Raw genomic sequence first — 18,486 nt, forward strand, 5'->3', positions numbered from 1 at the left:
GGGTGGCGTTATGCGTGGGCGGTCGACTCGCGGAAGTGCCGCCGCTCGCGGTGCTCGGCCTGCTTGCCGTGGTTGAACTGGCTGACCGGGCGGTGATAGCCCATCACCCGGGTCCAGACCTCGCAGCGCTGGCGCTGTTCGGTGGGCAGGGTCTCGACGGTGTGGCGCATGTGACGCTCCTTTTTCATGGTGGTCGGGTGTGACGAGGGAGAGGTGCCTCAGGCCGTGGTCTCGGCCGGTGAGGCGTGCTGTGCCAGAAGCGCCTCGTCGCACTTCGGGCAGAACTCGTGTTCGCCGGCCAGGTAGCCGTGCACCGGGCAGATCGAGAAGGTTGGCGTCACGGTGAGGTAGGGCAGGCGGAAGCGGGACAGCGCGGTGTGCACCAGGGTCTTGCAGGCCTCGACCGAGGAGAGCCGTTCGCGCATGTAGAGGTGCAGCACGGTGCCTCCGGTATAGCGGGTCTGCAGCGGGTCCTGATGTAGCAGGGCCTCGAAGGGATCATCGGTGTGGCCCACCGGCAGCTGGCTGGAGTTGGTGTAGTAGGGCGCCTCCGGCGTGCCGGCCTGCAGGATGCCGGGGAAGCGCTTGCGGTCCTCCTTGGCGAAGCGATAGGTGGTGCCCTCGGCCGGGGTCGCCTCCAGGTTGTAGAGATGGCCGGTGATCTCCTGAAACTCGCGCATCCGCTCGCGCACATGCTCCAGCAGCTCGATGGCGAGCTGCTGCCCCTCGGGGGCGGCGATATCGAAGCGATCCTCGAAGAAGTTGCGGGCCATCTCGTTGAGGCCGTTCACCCCCAGGGTCGAGAAGTGATTGCGCAGCGTGCCCAGGTAACGCTGGCTATAGGGGTAGAGACCGTCGTCCATCCACCGCTGGATGCAGGTGCGCTTGATCTCCAGGCTGTCGCGGCACAGTTCGAGCAGCCGGTCCAGTTCGGCATACAGTCCCGCTTGGTCGCCGGCGAAACGGTGGCCCAGGCGCGCGCAGTTGATCGTCACCACGCCCAGCGAGCCGGTCTGTTCGGCGCTGCCGAACAGGCCGTTGCCGCGCTTGAGCAACTCGCTGAGATCGAGCTGCAGCCGACAGCACATGGAGCGCACCATGTGTGGCTCCAGATCCGAGTTGAGGAAATTCTGGAAGTACGGTAGCCCGTAGCGGGCGGTCAGCGCGAAAAGCCGCTCGGCGTTGTCGCTCTCCCAATCGAAGTCATGTGTGATGTTGTAGGTGGGGATGGGGAAGGTAAACACTCGGCCGCGGCAGTCGCCCGCTTCCATCACCTCCAGGTAGGCGCGGTTGAGCAAGTCCATCTCGGCCTGCAGTTCGCCGTAGGTGAAAGGCTGCTCCTCGCCGCCGATGACCGGCACCTGGTCGCGCAGGTCCGCCGGGCAGGTCCAGTCGAAGGTCAGGTTGGTGAATGGTGTCTGGCTGCCCCAGCGGGATGGCACGTTGAGGTTGTAGATGAACTCCTGCACCGACTGCTTCACTGCCGGGTAGTCGAGCCGGTCGCGACGCACGAAGGGCGCCAGGTAGGTATCGAAGGAACTGAACGCCTGAGCGCCGGCCCACTCGTTCTGCAGGGTACCGAGGAAGTTGACCATCTGTCCCAGTGCGCTGGAAAGGTGCCGGGGGGGCGCGCTCTCCGCCCTGCCCGGCACCCCATTGAAACCCTCGACCAGCAGGGTGCGCAGCGACCAGCCGGCGCAGTAGCCGCTGAGCATGTCCAGGTCATGGATATGCAAGTCGCCCTCGCGATGGGCCTCGCCCACCGCGGCGGGGTAGACCTCGTTCAGCCAGTAGTTGGCGATCAGCTTGCCCGAGGCATTGAGGATCAACCCGCCCAGGGAGTAGCCCTGATTGGCGTTGGCATTGACGCGCCAGTCGGCACGCTGCAGGTATTCGTTGACCGTCGACGCCACGCTGACGGTGCCGGGCTGCGGGCTTCCCATGGAGGGCTCCTTCACTGACTGGATAACTACATATGGTGTCGATAGATGTGATTCGAGCCACATGTTGTGTTTGAGAAGGGTAGACACCCTGATGCGGCAGCGAAATGACCCAGGTCAGGAAAAGGAAAGCGAACCTACCGGACGGCGGCCGCTGCTACTTCGTCGGCCCCCGGGCCTCATGACCGCCGTTGACCGAGCACTGGTCGAATTCGGCATTCCCAATGAACGCCACCGTTTCTAGCACTCCGGCTCCTCGCGTCCTCTCGAGACTGCCTGAAGCCAACCTAAAAACATGACGCCTCGGTCAGCGCAGGACGCCTACGCAGACTTTTCCAGCGCGGGGCGTTGGTGGGTAGCAGGCACACCCTGTCTCGCGATGGAGCTGCTGATGGCCGCTTTGCTGCCGACCAGTAGCATGACCATCTCCTGACCGGGCCTCGCCTAGGCAATCTTCCCGCGGCATAGTGTCTCGGTAGAACCCCTTATTCACTCAAGCTGACCTGGATCAAGGTTCGGCCACATGCCTCATGCGGAGGCTACGTCCATGCTCTACGCTTCTAGGTGCGAGATAAAAGTTATTTGCTTAGAGGCTTGGATTATGAATGTGACGACTTTGTTGGCCGGTTCGCTGCTGGCGGCAACCCTGATTGCCAGCCCGGTCCTGGCCCAGGAAGACATTCCCGCCTACCGAGAGACGCAGCTGGGGCTCTACGTCACGGCGAGCGAAGCCTATGACCTGATGCAGGAGGACGAGCGGGCGGTGCTGATCGATGTGCGCGACCCCATCGAGACCAAGTTCACCGGCTTCGCCGAGCCCACCGATATTCACGTGCCCTGGGTATTGGCTGATCGCGACAATTTCGACGAGGAGGCGAAGACCTGGCCGATGGTCAGAAACGCCGACTTCGAGGCCCAGGTGCGCGCCGAGCTGGAGGCCCTGAACGTGGCCGAAGACGACCCGATCATCGTCATGTGCCGCTCCGGCGCGACGCGCAGTGCGCCAGGCGCCGATATCATCACCGAGATGGGCTTCAGCCGGGTGTATTCGATGACCGATGGCTTCGAGGGCGGCAAGCTCGAGGAGGGCGACTCCGCCGGCGTGCGTGCCGTCAACGGCTGGCGCAATTCCGGCTTGCCCTGGAGTTACGAGATCGATCCCGACGTCGCCTGGCGCCCGGGAGAGTGAACATTATCGAGAGGCCTTTCCGCCCGCCGGGTAAAGGGCCTGCCATCATGACCGACACCATGAGGTAAGCAGATGACCATCACGAAGACACTGACCCTGACGGTAGCCGCCGCCACCCTCGGCCTCGCCGGTGCCGCACTGGCCGACAACCACGGAGGCGAAACCCCAAAGGATCAAGCCCTGGTGATTCTCACCAGCGACTCGCTGCAGACACAGGGCATGGCGATGATCCTCTCCAACGCCATGCAGCAGCAGGGCACCGACCTGCACATTCTACTGTGTGATGCTGCCGGCCACCTGGCCGTCCAAGGCTACGAGAGTGCCGAGGCGATCAACACGCCACCCAGCAATCCAGCGGGACAGGTCAAGCCGGAGGGCATCCTGGGCATGCTGATGGACAAGGGGGCCAGCGTGGATGTCTGCGCCATCTACTTGCCCAACAGTGACCTGGGTGAGAGCAACTTGCGCGAGGGGGTTGGCGTGGCCGCCCCGGGCCCGATGGCCGAGATGATGCGCGATCCCTCCATTCCCGTTTACAGCTTCTGAGAATCCGAGACGAACCTAAGGAGACTTTCATGACGAGCAACGTGGGTGGCATCGACAAGATAGCCCGTATCGTGGTCGGCGCCGTACTGATCCTGCTGGCCCTGACCGGCACGATCGGCGTGTGGGGCTGGATCGGCGTACTGCCGCTGGCTACCGGCCTGTTCAACTTCTGTCCGGCCTGGAAGCTGCTGGGCGTCAATACCCGCAAGCCGACCCGGTAGCCGGGCCGACGCCGGCCGGTAGTATCCTGCCAGAAGCGCGAGAATCTGGAGCAAGACCGCCATGCGCTCTTCAATCTCGCGTCTCGAGTCGCCCAGCAGGTTGAGCGTGCCCTGAAGTAGCGCATCCCTGAGCTGCTGGCGGGGAATGGTGATGCCTCGTCGCTCGGCAATTCGGGAAAGACTGATTTCCGTCAAGGCGAGGAGGGGCGTACCTCCTATGTTTTGTTCAGGACTGCATGGCTGGGCAGGCCGTTCCGGGAGGAAAGCAGCATGATCACAGGGCGATATCCATCCAGGCGCTGGCGAGCCCCAGGAGTGCTGGCGCTGATGTGTCTTGTGCTGGTGCTGCCGGCACTGGCCAGTACTGCAGACCACCATGAATTTGAGGCCCTTCAGGGCCCCTTCGAGAGCGGGGAGGACGCCACCAAGGCTTGCTTGAGCTGTCATACCGAGGCAGCACAGGAAGTGATGCAGACGCGTCACTGGACCTGGGAGTACCACAACCCGGTGGACGGCGAGGTGCTGGGCAAGAAGAGCATGCTGAACGGCTTCTGCATCGCCGACCGCTCCAATGAGGCGTTCTGTCAGTCCTGCCATGTCGGCTACGGCTGGGAGGACGAGACCTTCGACTTCACCAATCCCTTCAAGGTGGACTGCCTGGCCTGCCACAACACCGGCGACTACACCAAGGTAGCGGGGCTGGCGGGCCATCCCGCCTATGAACGCATCGAATATCCTCCAGGGTCGGGCAAGTTCCATGGACCGACTGACCTGGCGGAGGTGGCCCAGAATATCGGACCCACCTCCCGCGAGACCTGCGGGAGCTGCCACTTCTACGGCGGTGGTGGCGACGGCGTGAAGCACGGTGACCTGGACTCTTCGCTGGTCGATGCCCATCGCGACCTGGACGTGCACATGGCGGTGGACGGCGGCGACTTCCGCTGCAGCACCTGTCACCAGACCGAGAATCATGCGGTGCCTGGTAGCCGCATCCAGGTCTCGGCGGTTGACGACAATCGGGCGATCCGGCGCGGCGAGCAGACCGACCGCAACCCGGCTACCTGTCAGGCGTGCCATGGCAATGCGCCTCACGAGGAGGGCGCCATGGCCACGCGCCTCAACGAGCATACCCGGGCGCTGGCCTGCCAGACCTGCCACATTCCCACCTTCGCTCGCGGTGGGGTGCCTACCAAGATGGGCTGGGACTGGTCCACTGCCGGTCAACTGGACGATGAGGATGAGCCCTTCAAGCGCAAGGATGACGACGGTCACGTGATCTACGACAGCAGGAAGGGCGACTTCACCCTGGGCGAGGACGTGGTGCCCGAGTACCTCTGGTTCAATGGCGACGTGACCTTTACCACCACCGAGACGGAGATCGACCCGCAGAGTGCGCCTGTGCCGATCAATACCTATCACGGCACCCCGGGCAGCGAAGATTCCCGCATCTGGCCGGTGAAGCTCTTCCACGGCAAGCAGCCCTACGACACTGTGCACAACACCCTGCTGGTGCCCCATGTGGCGATTCCCGACGACACCGCCTTCTGGTTCAACTTTGACTGGGCCAAGGCGCTGGAGGCGGGTACCGAGGCCACCGGCCAGCCCTTCAGCAGCGAGTTCGACTTCGTCGAGACCACCATGCTGTGGCCGATCACGCATATGGTGGCACCCGGCGAGCAGGCATTGAAATGCGGAAGCTGCCACGCCGATGAAGGGCGTCTCGCGGCGGTGGAGGGCGTATGGATGCCGGGTCGCGACCGCCATGAGGTACTCGACCGCTTCGGTTTCGGATTGGCCGGGCTGATGCTGGTGGGCGCCCTGGGTCATGGTGCCATGCGCATCGCCACTCGCCACCGTCGCAAGGAGCACTGACCATGAGCCAGCGACTCTATCTCTTCACCCGTTTCGAGCGCTTCTGGCACTGGACCCAGGCGGCGCTGGTGCTGGTGCTGCTGTTCAGCGGCTTCGCGATTCGCGGGCATCATGACCTGATCGCGTTCGGCCCCGCGGTGCGCCTGCACGAGACGTCGGCCTGGCTGCTGATCGGGCTCTGGGTGTTCGCCATCTTCTGGCACTTCACCACCGGCCAGTGGCGGCAGTACATCCCCACTCTCGATCGTATCGGCGCCATGATGCGCTTCTATGCCTACGGTACCTTCGTCGGCGAGCCTCATCCCTACAAGCAGACCCCGCAGCGCAAGCACAACCCGCTGCAGCGCCTGGCCTATCTGGGCGTGAAGCTTTTGATCAACCCGCTGGTGTGGGTCTCGGGGCTAGCCTACTTGTTCTGGGAGTCGCTGCGCGGACTGACCCCGGCCTGGATCGGGCTGGAGCAGGTGGCTGGGCTGCACGCCCTGGGCGCCTTTCTGATGCTCGCCTTCGTGATCATCCACGCCTACCTGGCCACCGTGGGTCACACGCCTACGGCACATATCAAGGCGATGGTCACCGGCTGGGAGGAGGTGCACGACGAGGAGGTGATCGAACGACGCTCCTGAGAGTGAAACGGAGAGGGAAAAGATGACGGCCACTGCCCCGCGAAATACTCAATGTGGCCATCCTGGTCTCCAGCCAGACCCTGTTCATCATCGCGATGGTGAAGGTGATGGCGCTGAGCGGGGTGGCCGGCCAGCAACTCACTCCTGACAAGGCGTATCGCTAGATTAAGCGGAACGACCTTGCCATGCCTGGATCAGGCACTCGGCCGCGCGGTCGATGTCCTCAAGGGGCGTTTCCCAGCCCACCGAAAGCCGCACCGCCCCCAGCGCCCTTTCAGTAGTCAGCCCCATGGCCCCCAGCACGCCGCTGGGGGCCGCCTGATCGGCATGACAGGCCGAGCCGACGGACGCTGCCACTGCTTGTTCCACGGCCTTGAGTAGCGCGCGCCCCTCGACGCCCGGGAAGGAAACGTTGAGCGTATTGGGCAGGCGATACGTTTCGTGACCGTTGAGCGCCAGCCCCGGAATGCCCTGACGCAGATGCTCATGCAGCCGATCGCGCCGTGCCTGAAGCTCACCCACCCCGGTGGCCAGGCGCTGGGCGGCCAGCTCGGCGGCGGCCCCCAGCCCCACGATCGCCGGCACGTTCTCGGTGCCGGGCCGCAGCCCATGCTCGTGGCCAGCACCGAACAGAATGCGCCGAATGGGCGTACCCGAGCGCACATGGAGCGCGCCGATACCCTTGCTGGCCTGAAACTTGTGCCCGGCCAGGGTGAGCAGGTCGACCCCCAGCGCGTCGACATCCACCGGCACCTTGCCCACGGCCTGAGCGGCATCGGTATGCAGCAGCGTGGCCGAGCCGGCCAGGCGGGCGGCGATCTCGGCCAGCGGTTGCAGAGTGCCCACCTCATTGTTCGCCAGCATGATCGAGACGAGCGCCGTATCGGGTCGCACCGTGGCCATCACCTCGTCGACCGCAACGCGCCCGGCGGCGTCCACCGGCACCACGCTGAGCTCCCACCCCTGCGTTTCGAGGTGACGGGCCGGTTCCATCACCGCCGGGTGCTCGACGGCACTGACCACCAGATGGCGCCTGTTGGCCGGGGCGGCTGCCGCCACACCCAGCAGGGCCAGGTTATTGGCCTCGGTGGCACAGCCGGTCATCACCAGACTGTCTACGTTCGCCCCGATCAGCCGGGCCACCGACTCGCGTGCAGTCGAGAGCTGGGCGGCGGCCTCCTGCCCTTGCCGATAGGGCGAGGAGGGATTGCCGTAGCACGCCTCCAGCGCGCGAGCCATGGCGGCTACCACGGGCCCGGCTACCGGCGTGGTAGCGTTGTGATCAAGATAGACGGGCATCGTCACGATGCCAGCGCCTGTTCCAGATCGGCGATCAGGTCGGCGCTGTCTTCCAGGCCCACGGAGAGGCGCAGCAGGCCATCCGGGATCCCGCGACGCGCCCGCTCTTCGGCCGGCAAGCCATGGTGAGTGGTGGTACAGGGTTGGGTCACCAGGCTCTCGGCGCCACCCAGGCTGGGTGCCAGGGCAAACAGCTCGAGCCGGTCGGCGACCGCGGTCGCTGCATCGCCTCCACCCTCGACCTCGATGCTCAGCATCCCGCCGAAGCCCTGCATCTGCTGCCTGGCCAGGTCATGGCCGGGGAAGTCCGGCAGGCCGGGGTAGTAGACGCGGCGAACACGCGAGTGCTTCTCCATCGCTTCGGCGATGGCCTGCGCAGAGGCGTTCTGCTGGCGGACCCGTATCACCAGGGTGCGCAGACTGCGCGCCAGCAGCGATGCGGTGGTGGGCGCCGGCATCGAGCCCAGGTTCTTGCGCCAGTTCCAGATCGGCATCAGCAGGTCCTGCGAGCCCATCAGCGCACCGGCCGTCAGGTCGCTGTGACCGCCCAGATACTTGGTGGCGCTGTGCACCACCACATCGGCGCCCAGCGCCAGCGGTTGCTGGTTGACCGGCGAGGCGAAGGTGTTGTCGACCACCAGGATGGCGCCATGGGCATGGGTGCGTTCGGCGATCGCTTGTATATCGAAGAGCTCCAGGGTCGGGTTGGTCGGCGTTTCCAGGAAGACCAGACGCGCCCCCTCGGCCAGCAGATCATCCAGCTGGTCGAGTTCGCTGCCGAGCATCAGCCGGGTCGGGATGCCAATTTCCGGTAGCTGGCTGCCCAACAGCTCCATGGTACCGCCATAGGCATCGCCGATACCGATGATGCCCTGGCGACCGTGGGCCAGAAACAGCGCCGTCTCGGCGGCCATCCCCGAACAGAAGACCCAGGCCATCTCGGCGCCTTCGAGGCCGGCCAATGTCTCTTCCAGAGCGAAGATGGAGGGATTGAGCCCGTAGCGGGTATAGAGGCTGCCCACCTTGCGCCCCTCCACCACGTCCAGCACCTCCTGTGTCGTGTCGAAGGTGAAGGTGGTGGTGTCGTAGATCGGCATATGCGGGCTGCCGTGGGCATCCTTGAAGCCGTGGCCGTGAATGCTGCGAGTGGCCAGGCCCTGAGCGCGGGTCGATGTCATCGGTGATCTCCAGTCGTTATTCCATTGATCCATGGAATCCTGGCTGCATGGCGGCAAGGTGTCAATTGCTGCCGGTAATGAAGCGTTCCCACCTCCTGTCCTCAGGCTGTGCCGGTATCGACATCGAGTTGACAAGGCAGTCTTTCAAATATACATTCCATAGAACAATTGAATGATTGGGTGGTGCTGTTTACCCCTGATGCTTTGCTCGATAGAGCAGACGTCTGTGACGGAGGAGAGGAAATCATGGTGATCAATGTCTCCACGCAGGATTTCGAACAGAAGGTCCTCGGCAGCGACAAGCCGGTACTGGTGGATTTCTGGGCGCCCTGGTGTGGCCCCTGCAAGATGGTGGCGCCCATCCTTGAGGCGCTGGAGCAGGACATGGGTGATCAGCTCAGCGTGGCGAAGGTCAACGTGGACGACAACCAGCAGCTGGCTGGCCGCTTCGGGCTGCGCTCTATCCCCACCCTGATGTTGTTCGACACCGGCGCTCTGGTCGCGCAGCAGGCGGGCGCGCTGACACGGGCTCAGCTCGATGGATGGCTGAACAGGCACATGAACCTGGACACCGCGGGCTGATCGTGGCCCATGGCCGGACCTCGTCACTCACCATTTACGGAAGGGTTATCATGAAAGCGCCTCGACACATCCCCCTGCTGATCCTGGGCTCCGGCCCAGCGGGCTACACGGCGGCAGTCTATGCCGCCCGCGCCAACCTGAAGCCGGTGTTGATCACCGGCATGTCAATGGGCGGTCAGCTCACTACCACCACCGACGTGGACAACTGGCCCGGCGACGTCGAAGGCCTCCAGGGCCCGGACCTCATGGAACGCATGAAGTCTCACGCCGAGCGCTTCGGCACTGAGATCGTCTTCGACCACATCCATACCGTGGAACTCGGCGAGCGGCCCTTCCGTCTCACCGGCGACATGGGCAGCTACACCTGTGATGCGCTGATCATCGCGACCGGCGCCAGTGCCCAGTATCTGGGCCTGGAGTCGGAATCCACCTTCATGGGCAAGGGCGTCTCCGCCTGTGCCACCTGCGATGGGTTCTTCTACAGGGATCGACCGGTGGCTATGGTGGGTGGCGGCAACACGGCTGTGGAGGAAGCCCTGTACTTGTCGAACATCGCCTCCCACGTCACGCTCATTCACCGGCGGGACGAGCTCAGAGCCGAGAAAATCCTGCAGGACAAGCTGTTCGCCCGGGCCAAGGAGGGCAAGGTCTCGTTCCAGTGGCATCACACCCTGGATGAGATCCTGGGCGATGACTCTGGGGTGACCGGAGTACGCATCCGCTCCACCCAGACCGATGAGACGCAGAACCTGGTCGTGGATGGGGTGTTCATCGCCATCGGCCACAAGCCCAACACTGAGATCTTCCGGGGCCAGTTGGACATGGAGGGCGGCTACATCCGCGTACAAAGCGGCCTGGATGGCAATGCCACCGCCACCAGCGTGCCCGGAGTGTTCGCCGCAGGCGATGTCATGGATCACGTCTACCGCCAGGCAGTGACCTCGGCTGGCACCGGCTGCATGGCGGCCCTGGACGCCGAACGCTACTTGGACAGCTTGGCGCACATGCCTCGGAATACAGCCGAAACAAGCTTGGAGGCCACTGCCTGAGGTGGATGGCACCGGAGGTGGATCATGTGCGAACTGCTGGGCATGAGTGCACGCTATCCGAGCGCTCTGGACACTTCGCTGGAGTTGTTTCGTCCACGGGGAGGGGAAATCGGTCCCCATGCGGATGGCTGGGGACTGGCCTTCTTCGAGGGGCGTACAGCGCGTCTCTACAAAGAGCCAATCCCAGCCTGCGAGAGCCGGTGTCTGGCGTTTCTGCAAGGCTACGAGCTGCAGAGTGACATGGTGATCGCACACATCCGCAAGGCGAATCCCCCCGGTGTCGGGCGGGCATACGCGAACACACATCCGTTTGAGCGTGAGGTCGGCGGCCGCTCGTGGGTGTTTGCCCATAATGGCGTGCTGCCCGGTATTCAAGCGTACACACCGGGACGGTACCTGCCCATGGGGGACTCGGATTCGGAATGGGCCTTCTGCCTACTCATGGAGGCCATTCACGACTGTATCAGTCATTACGGAAAAATCGGCGATATCCAACAAACCTTGGCATGCCTGGCACCGGTTATTGCCACGATCAACCCACTCGACGAGTTTAATTTCCTGCTCGGCAATGGCGAGCATCTGTTCGTTCACGCCCATTCAGAGCTGCATCTTCTCCGGCGAGAATGCCGTATCGACGGCTGCGATCAACGGGTCGCTCTGATCGCCACCAAGCCATTGAGCGAGGAAGCTTGGCAGTGCTTGCTGCCCAATACCTTGTTGATACTGAAAGAGGGAGAGATCGTTCAGGAAGTCAGGACGCCGGGTGCCGCGTCGCCAATTGCCTGGCAGCGACGACGTGCGCAAGAACAAGGAGTAACCGATAGATAGGCGCAGGACAGGGACTGATGATGCCAGCGAGGCACCATCGGAGATGCAACGTGCACAAGCAGAGGAAGCTTTCGACCAGCTTGGCACCCAGAAGGTAGAGCGATAGCGAAGATGGTGTGTAGACAGCGGCGCCTAGCTGGCCAGGTCTGCCACCACCAGCAGGGACGCACCGACGTGACGCCAGGCTGGCCAGACACCCTCAGTATACCGGGCGAGCCAGCCGCTCCGACCTCGACGCCGCCTTAGACCCGCCCCACCTGCACAGCAGGACGACGCCCCGATCTGGCCGGGGATCGTCGTTACACCATCAGTACATATCGAGCCGTGCCAGATCGCGGGTCTGCAGTCGTGCCTCGGCATCCTGCTGCTCGGCCAACTGCTGGAAGAGCTCGGCCTCTTCAGGGATCTCGGCCAGTTCGGCGCGTAGCCGATACATGTCCTTGAGGGTCTGATGGGCCGTCATGACGTTGGCCAGGATATCCTGCACGTCGTGACAACCCAGGCAGGGCGGGATTCGCTCCAGCACACTGGGGTGGCCAAACTGCTGACTGTCGATCAGCCAGGTGGTAAGCAGTCCCTCATCGGCATCCTCGAGGTAGGCGCGCATCCCCTGCTGCAAACGCCGCTCTCGATCGGCGAGGAACACCAGCGCCATCTTCATGCGCTCGTCCGGTGCCGTCTCGGCCAGCCCGGTGTACTGCTTCCCCAGCCGGTCATGGAAGTCATGGACCCACTCCAGTAGATCCTTCACCTGTCGAAAGGCCATGGAAACCCTCCCGTGACGTGTGGGTTGTGTGTCAAGTGCCGCGCGACAGCAGCATCGCCTTGATATGGCCGATGGCGCGCATCGGGTTGAGCCCCTTGGGACACACCCAGGTGCAGTTAGCGATCTGTCGGCAGCGGAATACGCTGAAGGGGTCGTCGAGCTCGGCCAGCCGCTCGTCGGTGGCACTGTCGCGGCTGTCGATCAGGAAGCGGTAGGCCTGGATCAGGCCGGCCGGGCCGATGTACTTGTCCGGATTCCACCACCAGGAGGGACAGGCCGAACTGCAGCAGGCGCAGAGGATGCATTCGTAGAGGCCGTCGAGCTTTTCGCGATCCGCCGGACTCTGACGTCGCTCCGTGGCGGTGGGTGGCTGGTCGTTGATCAGCCAGGGGCGGATCTTCTCGAACTGTCGGAAGAACAGCGTCTGGTCGACCACCAGGTCTCGAATCACCGGCATGCCCGGCAGCGGGCGCAGCGTCAGGGTATCGCCGTTGCCCAGCACCTCCTCCACTGGAGTCACGCAGGCCAGGCCGTTCTTGCCGTTGATGTTCATGCCGTCGGAGCCGCACACCCCCTCACGGCAGGAGCGCCGATAAGCCAGGGTGGCATCGCGCTGCTTCAGGTGCTCGAGGACATCGAGCACCATCGCCTTGCGGAAACGCTCCTCCAGGTCCAGCGTCTCAACATGAGGCTGGTCATCCTCATCGGGGTGGTAGCGATAGAGCCGTACCTTGATCATGGGAGCCTCCTCGCCGTTCCATGGCATGAAATGAGTCGTATGCCGCTGCCTAGGCGTATCGGGTTACTTCGCCTCACTCCCGCCAGTAGTCATTGGCCGCGGCGACGGTCTGGAAGTGGGTGGCAATGACGTGGGAGGCCGCGATCAGGCTGTCGGGATCCTCGGCATATTCGGGGCGCTGTGCCTTGCGCACCTCGGCATCCGGCTGGGTGGTGCCCACCCCCTTCTGGGAAAGGGTCACCGCCAGGGCGAAGCCCTCCTGGGGCGTCTCGGTGATCAGGCTCGGCAGCCAGGCCTCACCGGAATCCTCGGCTTCATGGTCATCCGCCAGGGCGACACTGCCCAGCAAGAGGGAAGCCGCCAGCATCAGGGTGCCGGTGATCTTGCCTGCGACATGGCGATGGGAGATAGGCGTCATGTGGCCTCCTGAGCTTTGATCCATGGTGCACATCGTCTTGCCGAATTTATAAGATGCAAAAAAAGTACATCTTTAAAGGTAGTCTGTGCCGCCCCATGGTCAAGGCGGGGCCGGACCATGTCGCTTCGCCTCGGCGGGGGCCTCGCGGGTCCAGCCCCAGTCGTCGAAGAGCACGTAGAGCGCCGGGATCACCAGCAGCACCAGCAGGGTGGCACTGAGCAGGCCGAACACCACGGCGATCACCAGCGGCTTGATGGCATCCGCCTGGGTGCTGGTCTCGGCCAGCAGCGGTGCGAGGCCGGCGATGGTGGTCGTGGTGGAGATCAGGATGGCACGCAGCCGGTCGCGGCAGGCCTGGCCGGCGGCCGCCACCGCGTCCATGCCTCGCTCGCGGTGCGTCTTGATGAAGTGGATCAGCAGGATGGCGTTGTTGACCACGATGCCGGCCAGCGAGGCGGCGCCGATCAGCGAGGGCATGGAGAGGTAGTAGCCCATGATGACATGCCCCCAGATGGCGCCGATAAAGGCCAGCGGGATCGAGAGCATGACGATCAGCGGCTCCACGTAGCTGCGGAACTGGAAGGAGAGGATCACGAAGATCCCCACCAGGCCGATCAGCAGACCGCGGGCGATGGAGCCGCCGGTCTCGGCGGAGCTGGCTACCTGCCCCTCGAAGGTGACCGACACCTCGGGATGGCGTCCCTCGAAGTCCGCCAGCCAGCCGCTGCCGACGAGGTCGTCGACGATGGCCTGACCGCTGGCCTGGCGGGCATCCACGTTGGCCTCCACGGTGACGGTGCGCCGCCCGTCGATGCGGGTGATGCGCGCCCACTCGCGGCGCTCGGCCACCTCGGTTACCACCGAGAGCGGCACCCGGCTGCCGTCGGGGAGCATCAGGGTCTGGTCGGCCAGGTCGTCGAGACCGTCGCGGTCGGCCTCGGCCTGGCGCACCAGCACCTCGATCTCCTGCTCGCCGATGCGCTGAGTATCGGCGATCTCGCCAAGCAGGCCGGCACGCAGCTGACTCGCCACCTCCTCGGCGGTGAGCCCCAGGCCGTGGGCGCCCGATGCCAGGGAGTAGGCGCGCTGGGGCTTGCCCAGGCGCTGGTCATCCATGATGTTGTAGACCGCCGAATAGCCCTCCAGCCGCGTGGCCAGCTCGCGTCCCGCCGCCTTCATGGCCTCGAGATCCTCGCCGGTCAGGCGCACCTCCACGGGCACCCCGGCGGGGCCGAAACCCGGCTCCTGGATGATCAGACGCTGCACCCCGGCGATCTCGCCAATCGCCTCTCGCCACTCGACGGTCAACGCATCCAGGGTCAGGGTGCGCCGCTCGGCAGTGAGCAGGTCGACGCTGACCGTGGCCACGTGGGGGCCCGCCTCCCGGGCGCTGAGATTGTGGTTGAAGCGCACCTGGATCGCCTCCACCAGTGCCATGCCCTCGGGTTGCTCGGGAGAGTGGCGTGCGTCGAGCTCACGCATCGCCGTCTCGACCCGCTCGGCCACCGCCTCGGTGCGCTCGAGCGGCGTGCCCTGGGGCATCAGGATGCGAGCTTCCAGCACGTCGCCGTCGATGTCGGGCATCGCCTCGCTGCCGACGTGGCCACCAGCCATAAAGCCGACAGATGCTAACAGCACGGTCAATACGAGCCCCAATACCGCATGACGGAAACGGATCGCTCGATCGGCCAGCCGCCCCACGCTCTCGCGAAAACGCTCGAAGCCGCGGTCGAAGGCGCTGCGAAAGCGCGAATCCTGGCCCTGCTGCAGGTGTTTCACGCTGCCCTTGAGGTGGTGGGGGAGTATCCAGAACGCCTCGATAAGGCTCGCCGCCAGGGCGGCGATCAGCACCACCGGCAGCACCTCCAGTACCGCCCCCATTTCGCCAGCCAGGAAGGAGAGCGGCACGAAGACCGAGGCGGTGGTCAGAAAGGAGGACAGCACCCCGGGCAGCACCTGACGGGTCCCCGCCACCACCGCCTCCAGCGGCGTGGCCCCCTCCCCGGCGTGGGCGGCAATGTTGTCGGTGATCACGATGGCGTCGTCCATGACGATGCCGATGGCCATCAACAGTGCCACCAGGGTGATCATGTTCAGCGAGAGGCCGGCGAGCCCCATCACCAGGAAGGCCCCCATGAAGGCGGCGGGCAGCCCCAGCACCGCCCACAGCGCCAGGCGCGGGCGGAAGAACAGGCTCATCACCAGCACCACCAGCGCCAGCCCCATGATGCCGTTGCCCACCAGCATCTGCAGGCGGTCGCGGACGATGCTGGTCATATCCTGGGTTAGGGTCAGCGTGATGCCACCATCGAAGCGGCGGTGCTCGGCCTCGATCAGCGCTTCGAGGCGCTCCTTCACCGTCAGGGAGTCGTCGCGCAGGCTCTTGCTCACCTCCAGCACCAGCGCCGGTTCGCCGTTGAAGCGAATCTTCTCCTCCTCGCGTTCGCCGGCCTCGCTCAGGGTGGCGATGTCACCCAGGGTCAGCTCGCCACCGGCCGGATCAGACATCACCACCAGGCGCTCCAGTTCGGCAAGCGAGCGGCGCTGGTCGGTGAAGCGCAGCAGGAGTTCGCGCTCGGGGGTTTCCAGGGTGCCCAGCGGCAGGTCCAGGCTCTGGGCCGAAATGCGCCGCGCCAGCTCGCGGGCCGAGAGGCCGTGCTGGCCGAGCACCTCGCCGGGCACCTCTACCTGCCACTGGCGCTGGGACATGCCGTGGATCGCCACGTCCGCCACCCCAGGCAGCGCCATGATGCGCTCCTCCAGGCGCAGGGCGTACTCCTCGAGCTGACCGGCGGGCATGTCGGATGATACGGCGACCGCCGCCACCAGATCGCTGCGGTGCAGCTCGCGCACCACCGGCGGGTCGGCCCGGGCCGGAAACTCGCTGATGGCACCCACCTCGGTGTCGATCTCGCCGAGAAAGCGCAGGGGATCGCCGCCGGCCTGCATGGTGGCCGTGGCGCTGGCCAGGTTGTCCTGGGCCACGCAGACGAACTCGTCGAGGAACTCCACCCCCTTCACCGCCTCATGCAGGCGGCGGCACACGGCGTCTTCCACATCGGCGGCACTGGCCCCGCGATAGACCACCTCGACGCTCACCTCCACCGGGCGATAGTCGGGAAACGTCTCGCGCTTGAGCGACGGAGCGGTGAAGAGACCGGCGGCGATCAGCAGCACCAGCAGCAGGTTGGCGGCGGTGGGATGGGCGGCGAACCAGCGGATCATGGCTGGGCTTCCCTGTGTGCTTCGCCCAGCGCCTGCTCAGCGATACGCGCCTCCAGCGCCTCGTCGCGACGCGGCTCAAGCGCCATCCCGGCGATCGCCGCGGGCAGGTCATCGACCACCACCCGTTCGCCGGCCTCGAGGCCACCCGCGATGACCGCCAGGTTGCCCTGCTCGAAGGCCACGCTCACAGCACGCCGCTCGAGGCGTGCCTCGCCATCCACCAGCCACACCTCACTCTGATGCACCGCACTGGCCGGGATCGCCAACTTAGGCTCAGGGCTGGGCGCGCTAAGCCGCGTACGCACGTACATGTCACGCTGCAGTGGTGGACGATCCGGCGGCCGAGCATCGCGGTAGGGGTGATCGACGCGTACCACGGCGCGTATCGTACGGGTGGTCGGGTCCAGGCCACTGGCCACGCGCACCAGTTCTCCCGACCAGCCTACGCCCTCGGCACCGGCCAGAAAGAGTTCGGCGTCGACCGCCGAGAAGTCCAGTCGCTCGTCCAGGTCCAGTCCCTGGCCAGAGGGCTCCTCGGCCAGGATCGCGGCCATCAGGCGACGCATCATGGCGATGGGAATGTGCGCCTCCACCTCGGCGGCGGCCAGGCTCTCGGCCTGGAACAGCCGCTGCCCGGTGCCGACGAACTGATGCAGCTCCACCTCCACCTCGGCCAGGCGCAGGTCATAGGGCGCCTCGAAGCGGGTGTCGGCCAGGTCCTGCCGGGCCTGGGCCAGGCGCACCGCGGCCCGCTCACGCTGCGCCTCGAGTACCTCCCGCCGGGAGGGCAGCAGCGCCAGACTGTTCTCCAGGGAAGCGACCGCCTGCCGCTGGCCCAGGGTGCTGCGACGCTGCTCGTCGCGTTGTGAGCGGGAGACCGAGCCGCTGTCCGCCAGGCGCTCGATGCGTGCCAGCTCCTGCTCGGCCAGACCCAGCGCCTGCTGCTCCAGCCCCAGCAGGCGGCGGGTGTTCTCCTCCTCGGCCTCGAGCTGGGCCAACTCGCCGGCCAGGCTGGCCAGCTCCGCCTCGGCTTCGGCAATGGCCAGTTCGTAGCGGCTGGGATCCAGCGCCACCATCAGAGTCCCCTCGGGCAGCAGGGTGCCACTTTCCAGTTCCGGGTGTCGCTCGACGACGCGCCCCGCCACGTTGGCCGTCGCCTGCCAGGTCTCGGCAGGGCGCGCCACGCCGTGGCCTCGCGCCTCCAGGCGCAGCTCCAGGGGGCGGACCTCGACGATCCTGACCGGGGTGGCGGAGGCCGCCGCCTCCTCGCGTTCGGGGGCCTGACGATTGGCCACGAAAACGACCAGCAGCGCCGCCCCCACGACAACGCCGATCAGCACTGCCAGCCCGCGCCCCAGGCGCCGTATCGCGGGCCTCATGCGTCACCTCCCGCATCCACGCGAATGCCGTATCGGTAGAGATCGAAGGCCGCCGGCGCCCGGTCGACGATGCCTGCCACGTCGTTGGCAATCAGCGACTGCAGCACCAGTCCCTGGACGCAGCCGATGAACTGGGTCGCCGCCACGTCCAGGTCGAGCTCGGGGCGCAGCTTCCCTCGACGTCCGGCCTCTCCGAGCAGGCCCAGGAGGCGCCGCCGATAGCGCTCCATCAGCTCGCGCACCAGGCAGCTGGCGGCGGTGGGCCGCGGGTGCTGCAGCTGGCCCATCAGCAGCCGCGGCACCCCCGGGTGCTCGGCGATGAAGGCCACGTGAGCCAGAAACATCGCTTCCAAGGCGGCCAAGGGGTCCTCGATACCCTCGGCAGCGGCGGCGACGCGTGCCATTACCCGCTCGGCGATCCAGGCCACCGCCGCCTCCCAGATCGCTTCCTTGCTGGGGAAGTGACGAAACAGCGCCCCCTGGGTGACACCCATGCGCCGGGCGATGCGCCCGGTGGTCAGGGTGGCGGGTTCCTCGCGGCCGCAAAGCTCGATGACGGCCTCCACGGTGCGCTCCCGGCGCTCGTCGGCGGGGAGATGCTGGCGCTGTGACATGCTCGAGCCCCAAAA

General features: G+C 65.5%; 16 protein-coding genes and 1 pseudogene. 8 read left to right on the top strand and 9 right to left on the bottom strand.

All coding sequences use genetic code 11. The annotated features are described in order from the left end of the window. Window positions 1-8 precede the first annotated feature (8 nt). Window positions 9-1,943, bottom strand: a pseudogene (locus HALO32_RS00100) (ribonucleoside triphosphate reductase). 598 nt (window positions 1,944-2,541) lie between these two features. Between HALO32_RS00100 and HALO32_RS00105 the strand changes: the two are divergent. The 5 genes from HALO32_RS00105 (at window position 2,542) to HALO32_RS00125 (ending at window position 6,394) form a co-directional block, all read left to right on the top strand. Then, complete coding sequence (locus HALO32_RS00105) at window positions 2,542-3,129, top strand: rhodanese-like domain-containing protein (RefSeq protein ID WP_151441752.1); 588 nt, start codon at window positions 2,542-2,544, stop codon at window positions 3,127-3,129. Between the two features lie 72 nt (window positions 3,130-3,201). Further along, entirely contained in the window at window positions 3,202-3,675 is a 474-nt protein-coding gene (locus HALO32_RS00110; RefSeq protein WP_225809591.1) for a hypothetical protein, read from the top strand. A gap of 29 nt (window positions 3,676-3,704) precedes the next feature. Next, window positions 3,705-3,896: a YgaP family membrane protein gene (locus HALO32_RS00115; protein WP_151441753.1), complete on the top strand. Its 192-nt coding sequence runs from the start codon at window positions 3,705-3,707 to the stop codon at window positions 3,894-3,896. Between the two features lie 270 nt (window positions 3,897-4,166). Continuing rightward, a complete protein-coding gene (locus HALO32_RS00120; RefSeq protein ID WP_151441754.1) occupies window positions 4,167-5,768 on the top strand; it encodes a tetrathionate reductase family octaheme c-type cytochrome in 1,602 nt (533 codons plus the stop codon). A gap of 2 nt (window positions 5,769-5,770) precedes the next feature. Next, complete coding sequence (locus tag HALO32_RS00125; RefSeq protein ID WP_151441755.1) at window positions 5,771-6,394, top strand: cytochrome b/b6 domain-containing protein; 624 nt, start codon at window positions 5,771-5,773, stop codon at window positions 6,392-6,394. A 165-nt stretch (window positions 6,395-6,559) separates the two neighbouring features. Here the strand turns inward: HALO32_RS00125 and HALO32_RS00130 are convergent, their stop codons facing one another. Then, complete coding sequence (locus HALO32_RS00130) at window positions 6,560-7,693, bottom strand: cysteine desulfurase family protein (protein WP_151441928.1); 1,134 nt, start codon at window positions 7,691-7,693, stop codon at window positions 6,560-6,562. A gap of 2 nt (window positions 7,694-7,695) precedes the next feature. Further along, window positions 7,696-8,871, bottom strand: a complete 1,176-nt coding sequence (locus HALO32_RS00135) for a trans-sulfuration enzyme family protein (RefSeq protein ID WP_151441756.1) — start codon at window positions 8,869-8,871, stop codon at window positions 7,696-7,698. Between the two features lie 246 nt (window positions 8,872-9,117). Between HALO32_RS00135 and trxA the strand changes: the two genes are divergently transcribed. From trxA to HALO32_RS00150, 3 genes are read left to right on the top strand one after another with little or no spacing between them, the layout of a single operon-like run. Then, window positions 9,118-9,453: a thioredoxin gene (gene trxA / locus HALO32_RS00140; protein WP_151441757.1), complete on the top strand. Its 336-nt coding sequence runs from the start codon at window positions 9,118-9,120 to the stop codon at window positions 9,451-9,453. 50 nt (window positions 9,454-9,503) lie between these two features. Continuing rightward, entirely contained in the window at window positions 9,504-10,502 is a 999-nt protein-coding gene (gene trxB, locus HALO32_RS00145; RefSeq protein WP_151441758.1) for a thioredoxin-disulfide reductase, read from the top strand. A gap of 24 nt (window positions 10,503-10,526) precedes the next feature. Next, the gene (locus HALO32_RS00150; RefSeq protein ID WP_151441759.1) at window positions 10,527-11,330 is read left to right on the top strand and encodes a class II glutamine amidotransferase; all 804 of its coding nucleotides are present in this window, start codon (window positions 10,527-10,529) and stop codon (window positions 11,328-11,330) included. Between the two features lie 307 nt (window positions 11,331-11,637). Here HALO32_RS00150 and HALO32_RS00155 read toward each other — a convergent pair whose 3' ends face one another. From HALO32_RS00155 to HALO32_RS00180, 6 genes are all read right to left on the bottom strand, one after another. After that, window positions 11,638-12,096 (bottom strand): ferritin family protein, encoded by a 459-nt coding sequence (locus HALO32_RS00155; protein WP_151441760.1) that lies wholly within the window; start codon window positions 12,094-12,096, stop codon window positions 11,638-11,640. 31 nt (window positions 12,097-12,127) lie between these two features. Then, entirely contained in the window at window positions 12,128-12,832 is a 705-nt protein-coding gene (locus HALO32_RS00160; protein WP_151441929.1) for a succinate dehydrogenase iron-sulfur subunit, read from the bottom strand. 76 nt (window positions 12,833-12,908) lie between these two features. Further along, window positions 12,909-13,253: a hexameric tyrosine-coordinated heme protein gene (locus HALO32_RS00165; RefSeq protein ID WP_225809594.1), complete on the bottom strand. Its 345-nt coding sequence runs from the start codon at window positions 13,251-13,253 to the stop codon at window positions 12,909-12,911. A 99-nt stretch (window positions 13,254-13,352) separates the two neighbouring features. Continuing rightward, window positions 13,353-16,478, bottom strand: a complete 3,126-nt coding sequence (locus tag HALO32_RS00170; protein ID WP_151441761.1) for an efflux RND transporter permease subunit — start codon at window positions 16,476-16,478, stop codon at window positions 13,353-13,355. Then, on the bottom strand, window positions 16,475-17,857 hold the full coding sequence (locus tag HALO32_RS18205) for an efflux RND transporter periplasmic adaptor subunit (RefSeq protein ID WP_151441762.1): 1,383 nt from the start codon (window positions 17,855-17,857) through the stop codon (window positions 16,475-16,477). The genes HALO32_RS00170 and HALO32_RS18205 overlap by 4 nt, the downstream gene beginning before the upstream one ends. After that, window positions 17,854-18,471: a TetR/AcrR family transcriptional regulator gene (locus HALO32_RS00180; RefSeq protein ID WP_151441763.1), complete on the bottom strand. Its 618-nt coding sequence runs from the start codon at window positions 18,469-18,471 to the stop codon at window positions 17,854-17,856. The genes HALO32_RS18205 and HALO32_RS00180 overlap by 4 nt, the downstream gene beginning before the upstream one ends. Window positions 18,472-18,486 lie beyond the last annotated feature (15 nt).

The organism is Halomonas lysinitropha (assembly GCF_902500215.1).
GTDB classification, from domain to species: Bacteria; Pseudomonadota; Gammaproteobacteria; order Pseudomonadales; family Halomonadaceae; genus Halomonas; species Halomonas lysinitropha.